Origin of the sequence: Nitrincola schmidtii, assembly GCF_008973715.1 — a bacterium.
In the GTDB taxonomy this organism is placed as follows: domain Bacteria; phylum Pseudomonadota; class Gammaproteobacteria; order Pseudomonadales; family Balneatricaceae; genus Nitrincola; species Nitrincola schmidtii.
In genome coordinates this window covers 185708-204909 of the sequence record NZ_WBOL01000006.1, presented here as the reverse complement: position 1 = coordinate 204909, position 19202 = coordinate 185708, and the positions used below count along the sequence as shown (strand labels likewise).

Annotated in this window: 22 protein-coding genes; 18 read left to right on the top strand and 4 right to left on the bottom strand. The window is 45.1% G+C overall.

Annotation, left to right across the window (positions count from 1 at the left end; translation table 11 throughout):
• Positions 1–192 precede the first annotated feature (192 nt).
• The 7 genes from F7R24_RS07570 to F7R24_RS07540 all read left to right on the top strand — a co-directional run bounded on the left by F7R24_RS07570 (position 193) and on the right by F7R24_RS07540 (position 4877).
• On the top strand, positions 193–1011 hold the full coding sequence (locus tag F7R24_RS07570; protein ID WP_168926794.1) for a lipoprotein N-acyltransferase Lnb domain-containing protein: 819 nt from the start codon (positions 193–195) through the stop codon (positions 1009–1011).
• Between the two features lie 829 nt (positions 1012–1840).
• Positions 1841–2962, top strand: coding sequence for a hypothetical protein (locus tag F7R24_RS07565; protein ID WP_151670633.1), 1122 nt, complete (start codon positions 1841–1843; stop codon positions 2960–2962).
• An 83-nt stretch (positions 2963–3045) separates the two neighbouring features.
• Positions 3046–3462 (top strand): GFA family protein, encoded by a 417-nt coding sequence (locus tag F7R24_RS07560; RefSeq protein ID WP_151670632.1) that lies wholly within the window; start codon positions 3046–3048, stop codon positions 3460–3462.
• 126 nt (positions 3463–3588) lie between these two features.
• Positions 3589–3870, top strand: coding sequence for a type II toxin-antitoxin system RelE/ParE family toxin (locus F7R24_RS07555; protein ID WP_151670631.1), 282 nt, complete (start codon positions 3589–3591; stop codon positions 3868–3870).
• A gap of 13 nt (positions 3871–3883) precedes the next feature.
• Positions 3884–4198, top strand: coding sequence for a HigA family addiction module antitoxin (locus tag F7R24_RS07550; RefSeq protein ID WP_151670630.1), 315 nt, complete (start codon positions 3884–3886; stop codon positions 4196–4198).
• 104 nt (positions 4199–4302) lie between these two features.
• Positions 4303–4581 carry a type II toxin-antitoxin system RelE/ParE family toxin gene (locus F7R24_RS07545; protein WP_151670629.1) on the top strand — a complete coding sequence of 93 codons (279 nt, stop codon included), beginning with the start codon at positions 4303–4305 and terminating at the stop codon, positions 4579–4581.
• Complete coding sequence (locus F7R24_RS07540) at positions 4581–4877, top strand: HigA family addiction module antitoxin (protein WP_151670628.1); 297 nt, start codon at positions 4581–4583, stop codon at positions 4875–4877. The genes F7R24_RS07545 and F7R24_RS07540 overlap by 1 nt, the downstream gene beginning before the upstream one ends.
• A gap of 223 nt (positions 4878–5100) precedes the next feature.
• Here F7R24_RS07540 and F7R24_RS07535 read toward each other — a convergent pair whose 3' ends face one another.
• Positions 5101–5718 (bottom strand): LysE family translocator, encoded by a 618-nt coding sequence (locus F7R24_RS07535; RefSeq protein ID WP_151670627.1) that lies wholly within the window; start codon positions 5716–5718, stop codon positions 5101–5103.
• 74 nt (positions 5719–5792) lie between these two features.
• On the opposite strand from F7R24_RS07535, the gene nfo reads away from it, so the two are divergent.
• From nfo to F7R24_RS07495, 8 genes are all read left to right on the top strand, one after another.
• Positions 5793–6683, top strand: a complete 891-nt coding sequence (nfo, locus tag F7R24_RS07530; protein WP_151670626.1) for a deoxyribonuclease IV — start codon at positions 5793–5795, stop codon at positions 6681–6683.
• Positions 6684–6746: 63 nt separating this feature from the next.
• Positions 6747–9272 carry a bifunctional diguanylate cyclase/phosphodiesterase gene (locus F7R24_RS07525; protein ID WP_151670625.1) on the top strand — a complete coding sequence of 842 codons (2526 nt, stop codon included), beginning with the start codon at positions 6747–6749 and terminating at the stop codon, positions 9270–9272.
• A gap of 8 nt (positions 9273–9280) precedes the next feature.
• Positions 9281–9910, top strand: coding sequence for an NUDIX domain-containing protein (locus F7R24_RS07520; RefSeq protein WP_151670624.1), 630 nt, complete (start codon positions 9281–9283; stop codon positions 9908–9910).
• A complete protein-coding gene (locus F7R24_RS07515) occupies positions 9911–10351 on the top strand; it encodes a DUF1249 domain-containing protein (RefSeq protein WP_151670623.1) in 441 nt (146 codons plus the stop codon).
• A complete protein-coding gene (locus F7R24_RS07510) occupies positions 10348–11115 on the top strand; it encodes a metallophosphoesterase (protein WP_151670622.1) in 768 nt (255 codons plus the stop codon). Before F7R24_RS07515 ends, F7R24_RS07510 begins: the two co-directional genes overlap by 4 nt.
• 31 nt (positions 11116–11146) lie before the next feature.
• On the top strand, positions 11147–11785 hold the full coding sequence (locus F7R24_RS07505) for a YqiA/YcfP family alpha/beta fold hydrolase (protein WP_151670621.1): 639 nt from the start codon (positions 11147–11149) through the stop codon (positions 11783–11785).
• 12 nt (positions 11786–11797) lie between these two features.
• Positions 11798–13696 carry a DNA topoisomerase IV subunit B gene (gene parE, locus F7R24_RS07500; RefSeq protein ID WP_151670620.1) on the top strand — a complete coding sequence of 633 codons (1899 nt, stop codon included), beginning with the start codon at positions 11798–11800 and terminating at the stop codon, positions 13694–13696.
• 19 nt (positions 13697–13715) lie between these two features.
• Complete coding sequence (locus F7R24_RS07495) at positions 13716–14327, top strand: Fic/DOC family protein (protein WP_151670619.1); 612 nt, start codon at positions 13716–13718, stop codon at positions 14325–14327.
• Here the strand turns inward: F7R24_RS07495 and F7R24_RS14620 are convergent.
• Entirely contained in the window at positions 14324–14482 is a 159-nt protein-coding gene (locus F7R24_RS14620; protein ID WP_168926793.1) for a hypothetical protein, read from the bottom strand. The two genes, F7R24_RS07495 and F7R24_RS14620, sit on opposite strands and share 4 nt — an antisense overlap.
• Positions 14483–14561: 79 nt before the next feature.
• Here F7R24_RS14620 and F7R24_RS07490 point away from each other — a divergent pair, with 79 nt between their 5' ends.
• Together F7R24_RS07490 and F7R24_RS07485 are read left to right on the top strand one after the other, a co-directional pair.
• Positions 14562–14783 carry a hypothetical protein gene (locus tag F7R24_RS07490; protein ID WP_151670618.1) on the top strand — a complete coding sequence of 74 codons (222 nt, stop codon included), beginning with the start codon at positions 14562–14564 and terminating at the stop codon, positions 14781–14783.
• A gap of 76 nt (positions 14784–14859) precedes the next feature.
• Complete coding sequence (locus tag F7R24_RS07485) at positions 14860–15327, top strand: LEA/WHy family protein (protein WP_151670617.1); 468 nt, start codon at positions 14860–14862, stop codon at positions 15325–15327.
• A 41-nt stretch (positions 15328–15368) separates the two neighbouring features.
• Here F7R24_RS07485 and F7R24_RS07480 read toward each other — a convergent pair whose 3' ends face one another.
• Positions 15369–15512: an entericidin A/B family lipoprotein gene (locus tag F7R24_RS07480; RefSeq protein WP_151670616.1), complete on the bottom strand. Its 144-nt coding sequence runs from the start codon at positions 15510–15512 to the stop codon at positions 15369–15371.
• A 93-nt stretch (positions 15513–15605) separates the two neighbouring features.
• On the opposite strand from F7R24_RS07480, the gene F7R24_RS07475 reads away from it, so the two are divergent.
• A complete protein-coding gene (locus F7R24_RS07475) occupies positions 15606–16448 on the top strand; it encodes an NAD-dependent epimerase/dehydratase family protein (protein WP_151670615.1) in 843 nt (280 codons plus the stop codon).
• Positions 16449–16464: 16 nt separating this feature from the next.
• Here F7R24_RS07475 and F7R24_RS07470 read toward each other — a convergent pair whose 3' ends face one another.
• Positions 16465–19164, bottom strand: coding sequence for a DUF2339 domain-containing protein (locus tag F7R24_RS07470; RefSeq protein ID WP_151670614.1), 2700 nt, complete (start codon positions 19162–19164; stop codon positions 16465–16467).
• Positions 19165–19202: the final 38 nt, after the last annotated feature.

The following is a 19202-nucleotide window of genomic DNA, read 5'->3' as shown; positions in this document are numbered from 1 at the left end:
TATCGAAGGTAAGGACGGGTATCTTAGTCCCTGAATTGGGATAGTGGGTAGCATGAGCCGTGTACGAGGCCCGTACGCACGGTTCTGTGAGAGGGATGAGGAGGTAACTCCTCACCCTACTCGATTTCTATTCAGCGCAATCACTGTGCTATGATTTGTCATTATTATGTTCAGGTGAGTATTCTCGTGTTAATGACAAAGAAATGGATTTTCATTGCTTTATTCTTGATCTTGCTTATCTGGATTATTGTCAAGAAGCCGTCTCATGAAGGTGAGTGGCATCCTCTTCAGGCCCAACTACCCAGTGTTGAACTCGTTGCTGATCGCTATAAAGTTAGTAATATCCGTGACTTTCTCTATGATCATGAAGGTTCAGTAACATCAGCCAACTACCTTACTCAAGAATATTCCTTAGATCAGTTAATAGGCGTTTGGTTAGGTTTATCTCACTTTGCCGGTTACGGTTTCGCACATGCTTTTTTAAGCTTTGAATTTGCAAACCCAGATGCAAAGAGTGATTCTGTTTTTCTTGTGGTATCAGTAGAAGCAAGGATACGACCTGAGCAAAGATACAGTCCGCTCAAGGGCTTGTTTCGGAACTATCAGCGAATCAATGTGCTCGGCACAGAAGAAGATATTATTGGCTTAAGAAGTTATGTGCGTGGTGAGAAGGTATACCTTTATCCACTGACCTTGCCCATCGAGCATCAACACTATTTATTTAACAGCCTGATGGAAGAGACACAAACGCTCAATCAACAGCCAGCCTTCTACAACACCTTGCTACATAACTGCGTGACTAGTTTGCTGAAGCATGATCCCGACTATCGCTTTTCTCGGCATATGTTTGATTATCGAGTGTTACTTCCCGGTTTTGGTGATGAGTTTGCACAAGAAAAAGGATGGTTAGAACAAGGTGTTGATATCTCGTTGTTAAGGGCAAAAGGAAGGATTTCAGCTTCTGTTAATCCTCAAGAGCAGACTTTTTCTGAGCTGATTCGTCAACACTAGATACGTATTCTTTCTATCTTTAATCTATCAAGTGCTCGTTTAGGGGAGTGTTAATGCTTGATTATCACTGTGTGAATTATTTTTAGTTTTATAATTCAATGGTTTGAAATGGTTATTTTTGAGATATGAGGCATGCACTCAAAGCAAAGTGTGCATGCTTGGATTGATTTTTGTTGAACCTGTCTGCATTTTCTAATAGTTTACAAAAATCAAATGGATGTTTAGTTTTGTTGCGTTTATCAAGAATGACAAAACGCGCATGCACAGAATGAAAAATGTTATGCCCCTTTGAGAGGTAGTGTGTGAACCTAGATAGCCTGATAACAGTTGCGGGTTTATTTGTCGCAGTGTATGCAATTGTTCCTAGGGTAAGACGGTTAGAGATATCTCTTCGATTTGGAAAGGTTGGATGGGAATACTGCTAATCACCGTGGCGTCTATTCTGTATTTGCAGTTCTACCAGACATTTAGATCCTTGGGACTTACGCCAAGTTTAAATCTTTCTAGATGGTCAATCACGCCTTCTAATGCTTCATTTTTAGTCATCCTGCTAATGTCCCTAGCTTTATACGTTTACCTGCGTATTAGACGGCTCTCTAGATCTAACGTTGTTAAATTCAGGGAATATGTTTTTGAGCTTTCGCGTGAGAAAAAATACTCTGAGCTATTCTCGTTGATCGAGAGAAATATCAACCATGTTGCACGTATATATAATGGGCGCTTCGTACTCTCAAGACTCTAGGCCTATTTTCAACGGCATTCAAGAGACTATCCAGATATTCGATCATTGATTTCTGAGTTAGATGGTTCTACCAAAAAAAGTGAATCAATGGGGCGTGATATAATCCATACCCTCCTAAGGAAGTGCTCTAGGCTGTTGGTTCGATTATTTCCAACCTATGAAAGAGAAAAGGAGGTCGCAAAAGAAATTGTTCATGAGGTGTTGATAAACAGAAATACAGTCAAAGCAATTTCTGAAATAAGGCCATATTTCGCGTTGCAAATATTCCCATATGAATTTCACGAGAATAATGAGTTTGTAGATACGTACCTAAAATACTTGGCAGAAGATACAAAAAGCGTTTTGTACCATGAAGTGCGTAACAATCAGAACCTTGTGGGCCGAGATCGTTATGCTCTCCCTAAAAGAAACCGGCTCCTCAATTGCTTATTCGAAGATTGCAAGGTTGCTAAAAGATACGGGGTATATAAGCCTATTGGGGAATTTGTTATTGCCCATCTAGATAAGTTGTACAGTAGCTCCTTACCTGACCCATATAACGAACCAATGGGTGATTTTTTTGAGGAGGGCCAGTGGGATTCAAAGCTTCTGGTGGGAATTAGATTTTTCGACATCATGGTCACAAGCGCTTTGTATCAGAACATACAATGGCATATGTGGCTTTACTACTTTACGCATTTTGTTGAACGTATTGTAAGAAATTTAGATCCCAACGAGAAACTGGTCGACTTTTATGCAGAGTGGCCTACTAAATACCATTATGCACTCTATGAAATAACGTCTTGTCTTTGTAAGTGGGCCTCTGCTGTTGACCATCTTCCGTTGGATCAAGAGAACGTTGCACTAGAAACAACATCGGCACACCACGAAAATGGGAACATACCTAAAAGTAGCATGTTGGCACTTGGTCAAGTAGTCAAACAGATACTGATGACTGATGCGCTTTCGGATAGGTTTAAAAAATACATAATGGATATCGTATATCGGCGATACTTCGAGTTGCAGAAAGTAGCCGCAACACAGCCTTACGCAGACGCATTGATCAACTCCATTATGTGTGGCGGATTTAGCATGGGCACAACATCTTATGAATACGCTCAATATCTTCTTGATGCATTTGAAGAGTTTGATCGTATTCCATATGAGATTGATCTATCTGACGAGTTAAGAAGAAGATTGCAAAAAAATGTTGATAGATCTCAGGCATAACAAAGCGCTGCTGCCGGACAAATTTCCGCTGCGCTCCAAATTTGCCGCAGAGCGCGGCGTTAGGCAAAGACAAGGAGAGCATTTTGTACACGGGTAATTGCTTGTGCGGTGGAGTCCGCTTCAAAATTTTGGATGAGCTAGAGCCAATTCAAGTCTGTCACTGCTCTCAGTGCCGAAAGGCGCAGGGTATTGCCTTCGCCACCAACTCACCCGTCAAAGCAACTGCTTTCCAGCTTGATAGTGGCGCTGAACTACTGAAATCTTTTGAGGCATCGCCTGGCAAGCAGCGAGTTTTTTGTAACGTGTGCGGTTCGCCGATCTACAGCAAAAAAGACGCACTGCCGGGCGTGCTACGGATAAGAGTGGGACTGATAAATGAGCCTTTGTCCGTAAGGCCAGTGGCGCATTTCTATACAGGCTCTAAAGCTAATTGGTGGTCTATCAATGACGACCTTCCGCAATTCGAGGCTGCGTATGAGCCTCACCTTAATAAGGCCTAACAAACGGCAGCACAGTGACCGATTTTCCTCCGCTCTGCGGCTACAAATCGGCACGTGTGCCGGGCGTTATGCAGTTATTCTCACGCCTAATTGACAAGTGTCACGTGACGAAGTACACTATATTTCATGATCAAATCCTTTGCTGACAAACGAACCCAAGAACTCTATTCCAAGGGTAAGTCAAAGAAATTTCCTGCGGATGTTGCACCGAGAGCTGCTAGAAAACTTGAATACGTGGATCTGGCCGCACAGCTAGAGGATTTGAAAGTGCCGCCCGGCAATCGCCTTCACTCGCTGTCGGGAAACAGGCAGGGGCAGCACGCAATTTCAATCAATGATCAGTGGCGTATCTGTTTTCGTTTTGAAGATGGTGATGCGTATGAAGTCGAAGTGTGTGACTACCACTGAGTGAGGTGATGATATGGCTATTCCTAATACGACTGGTATGCAGCGCAAACCCACTCATCCTGGCGAAATGCTGAGGGAAGATTTTCTTCCGGACTATGGTCTGACGGTTTCGGGGTTGGCCGAATCTTTGGGTGTCTCTCGTCAGTCAGTGAATGAATTACTGCGCGAGCGTCGTGCTGTTAGCCCTGAAATGGCGCTCCGGCTTGCCCGTTTGTTTGGTAATTCACCGGAATTCTGGCTGAATGCACAGCGGTCTGTTGATCTTTGGACTGCCGCGCAGTCGATCAAGGAAGAAGTGGATCGAATCAAACCGCTACATGCTGCATAACCAAGCCGTGCATTGGATGCCAAAACCTCCGCTTAGGCTTTATCACCTGTGATGACAGGCGTTATGTAGCTTGACACTGTTGCGCATTGCGCTACACTCAATACATGATTAGAACTTTCAAGCACAAAGGACTGAAGCTTTACTTCGAAACAGGAAGTACGCGAGGCATTCAGGTAAAACATGCGACCAGATTGCGTATGCAATTAACCGCCTTGAATACTGCGATGGAAGTTTCAGATCTCGACATTCCAGGATACAAATTGCATCCGCTAAAAGGTGATCGCAAGGGTATTTGGTCAATAACGGTCAGTGGCAATTGGCGTTTGACCTTTGAATTTCGTGATGGTCATGTGTATCTGCTAGATTATGAGGATTATCACTGATGTCTATAATGTTTAATCCAGTCCATCCTGGAGAATTTATTTTGGCAACCTATATGGAACCTTTTGGTTTGAGTTGTCGATATCTTGCGGAAAAATTAGATGTTTCGCCATCTACACTCAATCGAATCTTGAGGTGTCAAAGTGGCATAAGCCCAGAAATGGCCCTTCGTCTATCTAAAGCTTTGGGTAGAAGCCCAGAAAGTTGGTTGGCTATGCAGGATGCTTATGATTTGTGGCATGCTGGTAAAAAGTTAAGTTTAGATAAGGTGCAAAAGGTTCAGCTTACAGCTGCATAACAAGCCGCAGCAGTTCGTGCCTGAGGCACCCGACACTCACTTCATTCGTGCCGCTGTGCTAGAGCTTTATGAAATCTAGGAGAGCAAATCGTGTACGTTACGGACACAAATCAAAAAGACCATTAAAGGCTTCAAGGTTCGTACGAAAAACGCCCATATCAATAGGTTTATAAATTAGCTAAATGCTGAGAGATGGTGTGTTGTACACATTGGCTCTTGGCTCTCAGCTCTTGCCTGCTAAATACAGCCCAGCCGCTACCATTAACGAACCGGCACTGCGGTTGATCACTTTCATAGAGCGTTCTGAGCGGAAAAGTTGACGTGCTGTCGCTATTCCGCCCGCAACGAGCAGTAATCCAGCCATTAACGCGGCAATCGTCAGGCTGCTCACTAAGACTAAATCAGAGCGATCAAGGCGAGTGAGGTCGATAAAACTGGGTAAGAAAGCGATGTAAAACAGAATCACTTTAGGGTTGGAGGATGAAATCAAGAAGCCTTGCAAAAAGCTCTTGATGAAACCGATACGGCTTTTATCTTCAGTGATAGCCGCAAGCGAGATAGGTGTGGTCCACATTTTCCAACCCAACCACAGTAAATATGCCGCCCCGACTAGGCGGATGACAGTAAAGACTTCATTCAAATGCTCGGCCAGTGCAGCAAGGCCAAAAAAGGCAAGGGTTAAGTAGAGTAAATCACCCAAAGTCATGCCTGCCGCCAAGGGTATGCAACTTTTAAAACCACTACTCATACCGCGAGCGAGTAAGGCAAAAATACCAGGGCCAGGCGTGATCGCGAAAATAAAGATGGCGATAAAATAGGCAATGGCGCCTTCGATAGACATGAGAAGATCCTGCGATTGTCGGGTAAAATAGCAGCATCTCACTCGCAGACGATGCTGTAAAGACACAAATTGTCATGAATACACTAGGAGAAATAGGTTTGGCTGAATACTGGATAGGTGCTCACGTAAGTGCTTCAGGTGGAGTGGAAAATGCTCCGAATAATGCTCAAGAGATAGGTGCCAATGCCTTTGCACTTTTTACGAAGAATCAACGGCGTTGGGAAGCTAAACCCCTGACGAAAAAGAGTATTGAACTGTTCAAGCAGCGTTGTGAACAACAGGGCTTTAAGCCAGAGCAGATTTTACCTCACGACAGTTATTTGATTAATTTAGGTCATCCAGATGCTGATGCCCTAGCTAAGTCGCGAGCTGCGTTTTTGGATGAGATGCAACGATGTGAGCAGCTCGGCTTAGTATGGCTGAATTTTCATCCCGGGAGTCATCTGCGTGAAATCAGTGAAACTGAATGCTTAGCCAAGATTGCTAAGTCTATTAATCTCGCCATCGCTGAAACAGAAGAGGTAGTTGCGGTGATAGAAGCTACCGCCGGACAGGGTAGTAATTTAGGTCATCGATTTGAACACCTCGCAGAAATTATTGATCAGGTCGACGATAAATCCCGTGTCGGCGTTTGTATCGATACCTGCCATATTTTTGCGGCGGGCTATGATCTTCGTACTCAAGAAGCCTGTGAAGCAACCTTTGCCGAGTTTGATCGTATTGTCGGCTTCGACTACCTGAAAGCGATGCATTTGAATGATTCGAAAGGGGCATTGGGGAGTCGCGTAGATCGTCATCACTCCTTAGGTCAAGGTGAAATCGGTTGGGAGGTGTTCCGCTATCTGATGCAAGATGCACGCTTCGAGAAAATGCCGTTAATTCTAGAAACGATTGAACCGGAAATCTGGCCTGAAGAGATCGCTCAACTCAGGCACTTTATGCAATCAGTCGATATGCTGACGTAAAGCGTATCCGTATATCTCAAATCGTATTATGATGGTATTTATATAACTGCAGGTTTAAGTAGTATGCAGCTTACCGATAAATCCCGAACCCTTCCTCGTCTTCATCTTGCGGGCACTCTGCTCGTTGTTCTGTTACTGACGGTTTTTTTGTCTGGTTTTTTTAGTTGGCAGAAAATTCAGGATCATCATGACTCGATTCAACGCATCGAAACCTTATTGTTTGATCAAGTGCAACAACGTCTTCAAAGGGAAATGACCACGATTCTCAATGATATTGAGTATACCCAGGCGCAAAAAGAAGTAGAGCTGCGCCAGAGGCTCATCGAGGTAGTTGACCTTGCATTAGATACTGCAACCAAGTTGTATCAGCAGCAACGAGAGCACATGGAGCCTGAAGCCTTGCAGTCTCTAATCATTGAAACCTTGCGACCTTTACGATTTTTTGATGGGCGAGGCTACTATTTTATTGATGAAATGACCGGTCGATTTATTTTGTTGCCAACGGCGCCTGAATATGAAGGATTATTATTACCAGATAATCAGGATGATACGGGTCACTTTATCATGCAAGGCTTGATTGAGGCTGCCGAAAAACCCATAGGGCAAGGCTTTTCTTCTTATCGTTGGTATCGTCCAGATAATCCAGAGCAAATGGCTGATAAGCTCGCGTATGTCAGGTACTTTGCCCCGTATGATTGGTTGATTGGTGCCGGTGATTACACCTACGAGTGGGAGATGAAGCTTCAATATCATGTATTAAGGCAGATTCGTAATCAACTCATTGGTGAAACGGGTTATACCGCCGTTATAGACGACCAAGGTAAAGTGTTACTCTCACTGGATAGCCGTCACTTAGAACTCTTACCTGTTGATCAGCAACGACAAATAGAACGTGAAGCTATTTCATTAATGTTAACTACGGCTGAAGCAGGTGGTGGTTTTATCCGGTACCTATGGTCCAACGCAGAAACCGGAGAAGAACGTTGGAAGCTTGCCTTGGTTCAGCCTGCGGGTTATTGGAACTGGATATTAATTTCTACCATCTTTGAAGATGAGGTCAGCAGCATTCTTCAAAATGAGATAGATACGTTTAAAGAAAGCTCACCGAATCAATTAAAAACCTATTTAACTCTTGTTGCTTTTGCGTTTTTTGTCGCCGTGATTGCTTCTCTACTTTTCTCTCGATGGTCATCCACTCTGTTTCAAGCCTATCATGAAGAGTTAGCCTCTCAGCGTGAGGCCTTAAAACGCAAAGCAGAAGAATTGATTGAGAGTGAAAGCAATATTCGACACCTCGCATTTCATGACACCTTAACGGGTTTGGCGAATCGACGTTTATTAATTGATCGCTTACATCAGCAGTTGAAACACAATCAACGCAATAATGAACTTGGAGCATTGCTGTTTATCGATCTTGATAATTTTAAAACCCTTAATGACACCTTAGGTCATGATATGGGCGATGAATTGCTTCGACAGGTGGCCAGCCGAATTAAGCTGAGCCTTCGAGATGAGGATACCGTGGCACGTTTTGGCGGTGATGAGTTTGTCATCATGCTTGCTTCTCTTGGCAATGATAAACAGGAGGTCGCTGAAAAGGCACAGCTGGTTGCTGATAAGCTGTTGTCTTCACTGCGCATAGAGTACCAACTGGAAGATCAACACTATTTTATCACGGCAAGTATCGGCGTCGCGTTAACCCGAAAAGAAGCCGTGGTAGAGGAACTTCTTAAACAAGCAGATTTGGCAATGTACAAAGCTAAAGAATCGGGACGCGATCGAATCTTTTTCTTCGACCCTCAGATGCAGGAGTCTATTGCCGCCAAAGCCTTGATTGAAAGTGAACTGCGTGTTGCGATCCAACAGCAACAACTGGTTCTCTTTTATCAACCTCAAGTCAATACAGCCGGTCAATTGATCGGTGCGGAAGTACTGGTTCGCTGGCAGCATCCTAGCAAAGGCTTGATATCTCCCGCTGAATTTATTCCTGTAGCCGAATCCACAGGGTTAATTTTGCCGTTGGGCCGATGGGTTTTAGAAGAATCTTGTCGTCAGTTATCACGATGGTCAGCCTTGGAGTTGTTTAACGAGTTAACTCTCTCGGTCAATATTAGTGCACATCAATTTAAGCAAACCTCTTTCGCGGAGGATCTATTGCATATGATGTATCAGCTTAATGTCCCTAAAAATCGCCTTAAGTTGGAATTAACAGAAAGCGTGCTATTGGATGATATAGATTTCGCTATTGAGCGTATGAGACATCTTAAAGAACAAGGAATCAGCTTCTCCCTAGATGACTTTGGTACCGGATACTCATCCTTAGCTTATATTAAGCAATTGCCTTTAGATCAGTTAAAAATAGATCATTGCTTTATTGATGGCCTTCCGGATGATGCAAACGATGCCGCTATTACTCGAATTATTCTAAGTTTGGCCAGTGAGCTAAACTTATGTGTGGTTGCTGAAGGTGTCGAAACAGAGGCACAGCGACAATTTTTGATTGAGCATCGTTGTCCAGGATATCAGGGATACTTGTTTGGTTATCCTGTGCCTATTGATGAATTCGAACGACATGCACTCAGAGATTAGGAGCGAATATGATAGGTTGGAGGCCTGAATTTAGTGCTAAAGATGCAGTGTTAGAAAAGGATCGCTGTGTTTTTCACGGCTTTTTTCGTATGCACGAACTCACCATCACACATGCAACCTTCAAGGGTGACACCTTAACGGTTAAGCGAGAAATGTTTCGACGTGGCAGTGCGGTGACGGTGTTGTTGTTTGATCCCATTAAAGAAACCTTAGTACTGATTGAACAGTTTCGAGCGGGTGCTTTACAGGCCCCTAACGGCCCATGGTTGTTAGAGTTGGTGGCTGGCATGATTGAAGAGGGTGAAACGCCTGAAGCAGTCGCAGAAAGAGAAACCCTTGAAGAGTCTGGCTTGCACGTTCATCATTTACAGCCAATACAAGGCTATCTGCCCAGTCCGGGTGGTATGGATGAATGGATTCATCTGCTGTATGGTTTTGTAGATTCTTCCGATGCTCAGGGGCTTCATGGTCTAGCAGAAGAGGGGGAAGATATACGAGTACACTGTCTGGCTGTTAAAGACGTATTCGAATTAATGCATCAAGGTCGCTTGGACAATGCGGCGATTTTGATTGCGGTGCAATGGCTTTGTATCAATTATCAAACTGTCCATCAGCGTGGACTTGAGTGTATGCAGTAAATGAAACGCAAATATGTACCTGACCTGACACAACAGATGGCGATATGCCAACTCAACTATGGCCGCATCTTACGTTTGCTACCTGAGATGCAAGCGTCGGCACGTCGGCAGTTTTCGCTTAATTATCAAGCGCGTGAAGTGCAGGTTTCCTTGTGGGTTGAAGAAGCGTTTCGCTATACCAGTACGGTGGTCATGCAACAAACACAAACAGGTGGATCACCTTGGCTGGAGTCCCCCGATATTGTCGTGCGGCTTTATCACGATGCCCGTATGGCTGAAGTGGTCTGCACACGTCGTCGTCAGTTGAGTGGTGTGTATCACTACCCCAATGAACAGATGCACCAGCCAGATGAGAAGTATCAGCTCAATCAATTCTTGGCTGAGTGGTTGAACCAGTGCCTTCGTTTTGGCTGCGCGCGTGAACACATAGAAGTGTTATGAAACCTATCCGGCTGTTACAACTTAGCGACTGCCATATTACACCCACGAAAGGCGACCTATTTCGAGGTGTTGATCCGCGGCAAACGCTTTCAACACTGGTTCAACATATTCAACACTTACCCATTCAGTTTGATCATCTACTCTTAACCGGTGATCTTGTTCATCATGGTGATGCCAGCATTTACCAAGAGTTGCTGGATTTGGTTGCCCCTTTGCAGCTGTCAACCCATTGGATCGCCGGTAATCACGATGATCTTAAGGTGATGAATCAAGCGGCTCCTGATTTGTTTCAGCCGGTCTTAGATTGGGGTGCCTGGCAATTACTCAGCCTCGACTCTAATGACTCGCCCGATGGTCGGGGTTCGGGAAGCTTATCGCATAACACCTTAGATTTCTTAAAACGACAGTTATATCAACAGTCTAAGCATACGTTGGTTGCTTTACATCATAACCCCTTAGCCAGCGGAACCGCTTGGCAAGATGACATTATGCTGGCCAACGCCAATGCGTTTTGGTCGGTCATAGAGCGTCAGTCTAGTTGTAAAGCGGTGATTTGCGGTCATCTTCATCAGGCTCTGACATGGCAACATCGACAGACTCATGTTTGGTCAGCACCGTCTACCGCAGCTCAGTTTTGTCCTGATACCGACAGTGTTCAGATTGAAGTGAAACAGCCTGATGCTTGGCCTGGTTTTCGCTGGTATCAACTCTGGCCTGATGGTCGTGTGGATGCTCATCTTGAACGCGTCGATCCAGATTGCTAATCTTTCCTGCCATCGTTAAGGAAGTGTGTTGATGTCCTCAAGTCATAAGCCTCTGTTGATCTATGTGCATGGATTTAATAGCTCGCCAGATTCATGGAAAGCCAGAGTATTAACAGAAACACTGGCTCAGTCAGATGCGCCAGCAGATCTATTAGTCCCAAAACTGTCGCACTGGCCTAAAGATGCCATACGTCAATTGACCTTGATCATTGAAGCTGCGTCAGATCGATCGATTACCTTAATCGGCAGCTCATTAGGCGGATTTTATTCGACCTGGCTTTGTGATCAGTTCCCGCAACTCAAATGTGTATTAGTTAACCCTGCCGTCAATCCGGATCGTTTGTTAGCTGAGTGGTTGGGTGAGAACGAAAATATCTACACCCATGAAAAATACCATCTTACCCGTGAGCATCTGGCGCAGTTAACCGCGATCAAGTTGGATCACATTAAACGCCCTGAACAATTTCTATTACTGGTACAAACCGCTGACGAAACACTGGATTATCGCGAAGCAGTGGAAAAATATGCGCAATCGGTGCAGTATGTGCAACCAGGTGGCAGTCATGGATTTGAAGCCTTTGATCGTTTAATTCCAGCGATACTAGCGTTTGCCGAGGGCCGTGTAGCGCTGCCACCCGTGATTTCTTTACCTGAAGCTGCCAGTAACTGAACAGGAACCTGCATGACCAAGCAATATAACGCTGAAGCGATTGAAGTTCTCAGTGGATTAGATCCCGTTAAACGCCGTCCCGGTATGTACACTGAAACGGATCGGCCAAACCATCTTGCCCAAGAGGTGATCGATAACTCGGTCGATGAAGCGTTAGCCGGTCATGCGAAGCAGATCGATGTTGTGCTGTATGAAGATGGATCTTTGTCCGTGACCGATGATGGTCGTGGGATGCCGGTGGATATTCATCCCGAAGAAGGTGTCAGTGGTGTTGAACTGATTCTGACACGATTACATGCCGGTGGTAAATTCAATAACGATAACTATACCTTCTCCGGTGGTTTACACGGTGTCGGTGTGTCGGTGGTGAATGCGCTTTCCAAGTTATTGCACGTTGAAATACGCCGAGATGGACAAGTCCATCGTATCGGTTTTGCGGATGGTGAAAAGGTTTCTGAGCTTGAAGTGATCGGCACTTGCGGCAAACGCAATACTGGCACCACCGTTCGCTTTACTCCTGATCCCAAATACTTTGATTCACCTAAATTTAGCTTGTCACGCTTAAAGCACATCCTGCGTGCCAAAGCGGTGTTATGTCCTGGCCTGAAAGTCACCTTTACCGATATGACCGGTGGCAAAAAGGAACAGGAAGAGTGGTTCTATGAAGAAGGCTTAGAAGCTTACCTGAAAGGTACCACGCAGGTATGGGATACTTTGCCATCCGAGCCCTTTACCGGAAGTCTGACCGGACAAGAAGATGCCGTGGATTGGGCCATTCAATGGTTGGCTGATGGCGGAGAAGTGACAGCTGAAAGTTACGTAAACCTGATACCCACCGCACAAGGTGGTACGCATGTTAATGGACTGCGCACGGGGCTTTTAGAGGCGATGCGTGAGTTCTGTGAAATACGCAATCTGCTTCCACGAGGTGTCAAGCTGGCGCCTGATGATATCTGGGATAAGTGCTGCTATATCCTGTCGGCAAAAATGCGTGATGCACAGTTCTCTGGACAAACCAAAGAGCGCTTGTCATCTCGTGGCATCGCTGCGTTTATTTCGGGAGCGGTCAAAGATGCCTTTTCGTTGTGGCTGAACAAACATGTCGAAGAAGGCGAAAAAATTGCAGAGTTGGTGATCAGCAATGCTCAGCGTCGTATGCGTAGCAACAAAAAAGTGGTGCGCAAGAAGGTGACACAAGGCCCTGCATTACCAGGCAAACTGGCAGACTGTTCCGGTGCCGATGCAGATAGATCCGAACTTTTCTTGGTCGAGGGTGACTCGGCAGGGGGCTCTGCTAAACAGGCACGTAATCGAGAGTTTCAAGCGATCATGCCGCTGCGTGGCAAAATTCTGAATACTTGGGAAGTGGATTCCAGTGAAGTGCTGGCTTCTCAAGAGATACATGATATTTCCGTTGCCATCGGTGTCGATCCTGGTTCTGAAAAGCTCGATGGTCTGCGCTACAACAAAATCTGTATTCTTGCCGATGCTGACTCCGACGGTCTTCATATCGCTACGTTGTTGTGTGCTTTGTTTGTCCAACACTTCCGTCCACTGGTCGCAGCGGGTCACGTCTATGTTGCGATGCCACCACTCTATCGTATCGATGTGGCAAAAGAAGTGTTCTATGCCCTTGATGATGACGAGCGAGACGCCATCATCGACCGTATTCGTGCAGAGCGTCGCAACGCAAAAATCGGTGTGCAGCGCTTTAAAGGTTTGGGTGAGATGAACCCCCTACAGCTTCGCGAAACAACCATGTCTCCGGATACCCGACGTCTGGTGCAGTTAACCATCGATGTTGACGATGACACGAACGAATTGATGGATATGCTGTTAGCCAAAAAACGCTCCGGTGATCGCAAAGCCTGGCTAGAGAGTAAGGGTAACTTGGCTGAGGTGGTGGTTTAGATCGCCATGAAATAATGTAATGAAATATCTGATTGAAAGCCCTCAAGTTGAGTATGAACCTGGATCTAATGAGCAGGTTCTTCGCAATAAACTGGGAATCAAAACTCAAGAAGATATCAATGAAGCAGAAGCAGTATTATTACTTAAGCTGTATGAAAAGGTTTTTAATCAGGTTGGCAGAACCGAATTATCGTTTCAGCATATCTGTGATTGGCATCGTCAGTGGCTTGGCCCACTCTACGAGTGGGCGGGAAGGCTGAGGAGTGTCAACATGTCGAAAGGAGGATTTCCTTTTGCTGCAGCCTCCAATCTACCTCAGTTAGTTACTCAGTTTGAAAAGGATTTTCTTACCAACTTTAATCAAATCAGTCTGCTTGACGAGCGTGCCTTAGTTAGTTTTTTAGCGAGAAGTCATGTAGAGTTTATTCTGATCCATCCGTTTCGAGAGGGGAATGGTCGAATCTCTCGACTTTTAATGGATGTGATGTGTTCTGAAGCCAATAGAGGCCCTTTGGATTATAGTCTATTTGAACGGCACAAAGAGTTTTACTTTAAATCGATACAAGCAGGCGTTAATGCTGATTACGTCCACTTAGAGAAGCTGATTAGAGATACGTTATTGGAAAGTTAGTTTGCTAACTGCAAATGATTAAATTTGCTTTTTTGCTTCAAAAGGCGCTCTTCAATTTTCTGAACGGATTCGCCTGATTCAATTGCTGATGAACTTGCAACGGCTTTTAGAATTTTGGATTCTTTAGTCTTGTTCAAATCTTTGTCGATTTGCATTCAAAATACTCCTGTATCAATAGATAAATTATAACACTTTGTCTCATTCAACCCTACAAAAAACAGAAAAGGTAATCCCATGGAATCGAATAACAAACGTTGGATACAAACTCATTTAGAAGAGATAGTGACTGCTATTCTAACTGCATTCTTTACTGCATTGATGTTCCGGGTAGGTATGGGGATGTTTTTAGCGATTATTGGTGGTTTAGCGATTGCTTACAGCATTCGATTTGTTGCAGTTCCCAAATTGGTAAACATGATAAAGCAATCGTTACCCTGGTTTGATGATACCAAGTAGCTAGGACATTCAGCTTAAACTCAGAATGGATCTGTTAGAGTTCTGTTGTAAATGATCGATTTTAAGGGAATGGAGCATGAAGAAAGCACTTTGGTTGCCGCTAGGTTTATTACTTATTTTTGTTGTGGGCGGTTGTGCATCGCTTTCTAGCACTTACCAGAAGCCTCAGGTCAATATCACCTCTTTCGCGTTAGCACCGAATACGGTTGGGCTAGCTCCTCGCTTTGATATTGGCATTCAAATTATTAACCCCAATCGTGTTGCACTCCCTTTTCGAGGAATGACCTATGCGGTTGAAATTGAGGGTTTTCGTATCCTCAGTGGTGCAACGCCAGATATACCCACAGTACCTGCCTATGGACAAGCTGATTTTATGATTCAGGCCAGCCCTGACCTGTTTGGTAGTGCCAGGTTACTCGGTGATCTTTTCAGCAACACACAACGCAGCAGTGTCAATTATAGCTTCAGCGCCCGACTGGATGCCGGACGCTTGCTGCCGATGATCAATATTGAAGAAGTCGGAGAGTTGAAACTGACTCCCTAAATGTCACTAGAACGTTTGTAACAAGAATAGTCGTTACTTGATCAGTTTCGACCTGCACGTTCAATTTTCTCACCACCTCGCTGGATATCTTTGCCTAAACCCTCTACGGTATTGCATCCAGTCAGCGTGAGACTGCCCATAAGCATTAACAGGGTGAGTAGAACTAGATTAACTTTCTTGATCATAGATCTTTCCTATTGATGAGTTAGAAATCCAAACACGAATTAAACCCTATTCATAGTGTCATACTCAAGTATAGCGTTTTTTAAAGGTGTTCTATGCAAAAGACGACAGAACAATTTAAACTCTTAATGGTTGGATTGGGTGATTTGGGCGCAAGGATTGCTAATTTAGCGGTTCAACAGAATTTTAAAGTACTTGGGATGAGGAGAGGGCAAGCAGCCCCTGATCATGTTCAACTTATTCAGCATGATGCGTCTCAACCCTGGCCTGAGTTACCCTGTATTCCTGATGATGTTGTGCTCTGCCTTTCCCCTAATGGATCGAATGAAACGGCTTATCGACAAGCCTATGTGGATGTCGCGCATCAGGCACTTAAGGCGTTAAGCCACTATCCTCACACGCATGTTTGGCTGATCTCTTCGACAGGTGTTTACGGTCAATCAGCAGGGGAGTGGGTGGATGAAACCTCGGAAAGAAACCCTGTTAGAGAAACGGCCAAAGTGCTTTTGGAGGCTGAAAATCTGTGGTTAAACTCCGGCCATCCTGTGACCCTTTTGCGCCCATCAGGGATCTATGGACCCGGGCGTTATTTTCTAATACGCCAAGCGCAGCAGGGTATTTTACCGCCTATAGACACACCCATTTATACCAATCGTATTCATGTTGATGATGCCGCTCGAGCAGTGCTACACCTGATTCAACGCCGCCATCAGGGTTATCAGCCAGAAGACATCTACAATCTGACCGATACTGAACCGGCCGCTTTATATGACATTCTTAGCTGGCTTCATCAGCAGCTGGATATTAAAGAGATAACGACCGCTAATATTCATCGTGATAGCAAACGCATTCGACACGATCGTCTGAGAGAAACTGGGTTTAAATGGTTGTATCCTAATTATCGTGTTGGCTACCAAGAAATATTAAAAGCCTATTAAAGGTTAATTGATCTTTCTACTCCGAAGATTGGCTTAACGAAGATCCTCTTTTCGATAACCACTGATGGGTAAAGGCTAATCCCAGCAAACACAAACCCAGTCCCATAAACGACGCTACTCTTAATAATCCCGTTAAGTCCGACATGTCGATCAAGAAAATCTTAGCAATCGTTAGCAACAGCAATACCATACCTGCTTGATAAAGGCGCAACTGTTGACGAAGAGAGCCGAGCAAAATAGCTCCAGCTGCCATCAGTAACCATGCTAAGGAATAGCTGTACAACTCACCACTGAGCATAGGGTCAACCAGCGTTAAATCCCCTTGCCAGAGATGACGTATCTCTAAATTCACAAATATCCAGCCAGCAATGCCTGCCAAGCTCCAGAAGATGGCTTTGTATTGTGAGTCGTAAAAGCGAGCAGCTAAGATAAACAGTAAAATCGGTGCGCCATAGGCTAACAGCAGTAGATTGAAAATCGGTGTTTCTGCTACCGATAAACTCCAGTTGAAGAGTGGGTTTAGCCAACTAATCAACACTAAGTAATTGATGACAGACGCAACGAGCAAGAGCTGTGCGGTAAGCCGATACAGGCTTTGCATCTGCTCTGCTAAGAAACTTCGATAGTAGTAAACCAACCCCAGACCACCCCAAATAAGCGTGTTGAATGCGGCTTCGGTAAAAGTGTAGCGGCGTATAAACAGATCGCCATCGTAAAGCCAGAAACGTAGTAGCATGAAGAGCAGTAAAACCAGAAGGTGCAAGCTGGCGCCTTCCAACCATCGAGAAATGGCGTGTGTTTTGTTCAGTCTGCTTGCCGTGAACACTAAAGCAAAACAACCTGCATAGCTCAATAAGCTAGTCTCGTATTGCGGAAGTAGCCAGGGTTGCAGTGTCAGCCTTGCCAGAATCAACATCAGCAATAGCTTCATCACCCAGCTGAGTAAAGCATCCTCATGTTGCTGGTGTAACCATGCCAAGGAGACGATTTGTGCAGCTAAGGCAAGAATCAGTGTTGCTGAATCGAAGAAGATCACCACGGCTAAGGAGTAGCCTAAATGCCCCGCCAAAATCAGCCATGACCGACTACGATCTTTAGTCTGTCTTATTTGTGCTCGACCGATATAGCCTAGACCGCAAATCAGGGCAGCGGCGCTCCAGAACCAATCTTGCAACAAATCCCCCGCCAGTTGCCAAGCCAGTGCCAAGGCAAATAGAGGTGCCATAATGCCTAATGAAAGCTTGAGAGCAGGATAGCGTGGCGTTTTCAGCGACCAGTAGGCATGACCCACATAGAGAAGTGTCCATACTACCAATAGTTTGAGCAAGGCTGTTTGGTCTTCAAGGTTGAGCACAATAAAACGGGTAGAGAAAGTCCAGCCCGTATGAAAGTGTGCCGCAATCAGGCTGCTGAAAAACACCAATGCACTCAGCCAAGGCAGAAGTTTGAGTCGCTCATTAAAGCGGCTACTGAATAAAATCAACACTAACAAAGGTGTCCAAAGCCAGATGGCCGCTTGCCAATCAGGATGCAGTGCAATGCTGATCCCCTGAGCCATGATGATCAAACTTAACGCGATCAGTGTCTGGCGCTGATAGGATTGTTTATAGCGGAAAAAGGCTTTGATAGAGCGTTTAATGGGTTGATCGATATAAGACTGAGTCAGCTTAAAATTAAACTGAGGGATACTTAAAAATAAATACGCACTGACACTGAGATAAAGCCCTACCCATTCCAATGATTGGCCACTGAGCTGAAGTAGCCACCACCAGCCCAAAACACCGGTTAGGGTTAAATTAAACAGCCAGTTTTGTTGGACATAACGCTGCAACACCAGAGAGGAACTGGTCACGATCAGGACATATATCAGTACCGGAAGTAGATCAGAACTGCCACCGCCGATCAGTAAGGGTACGGCATAAGCGCCGGCAATTCCTATCCAGGCCAGGATCGGACCATGCCATACAGCCAGCACCATCGCAGCTAAAGAGATCAACGCCAGTAACGCAAAGACGAACAGAGGAGGCCAAAGTTGATAGAGATGCAGTGCGGCCAACGTAACGCTGTAAAGCATCACAATCGCACCCCCTGCCAGTGCGGCAACGGCTGAATAAGCAGTTTCCATTTTACGTCTTAGCCACTCGGCACCCAAAAGCATACCCAGACCCAACAATAGTCCTAATACAATGCGTGCGGTGGGACCCAAGAGCCCTTGCTCAATCGAGTAACGCGCTAAGAAAATACCGGATAAAGCGATACAGCCGCCACCTAGCCATACCATCCAGTTACTTTTCCAGCTAGGTTGGATGGTTGATGCCTGTGTATCGGAGGCTGCTTTATGAGTGTTAGCAGTCGATTCGCTGAGTGTTTTCGGCTTGTCGGATTTCTCACCCCAAGGATTAGTATCAGCTAGCTTCGTCGCCAACGGCGCTGCAGCTTCTGTTTCCTCTGGGAAGCTGGCATCCAAGTCAGAGGTGATTGATTCAGGTGTAGATGTGACTTCTTCAGCTATCTCACTGGCTTCTTGAATCTGCTGGGAGTCAGGTAAGTCTTGAGTAGGGATAGAGGAATTCGCTAAGCGTTGTTTCAATGCTTCGAGTTCAGAAACAGTACGTTTTAGTTTGCGAAGTGTAAAAAAGTTACTCCAACTCAGAACAATGCTTGAGAGTAGTAGTAAACCTATGACTAGCGCCATCAATAGCCATGCTTCAAACATTTGCTGACTTATCCCTATCTTTACGAAGAAACCACACT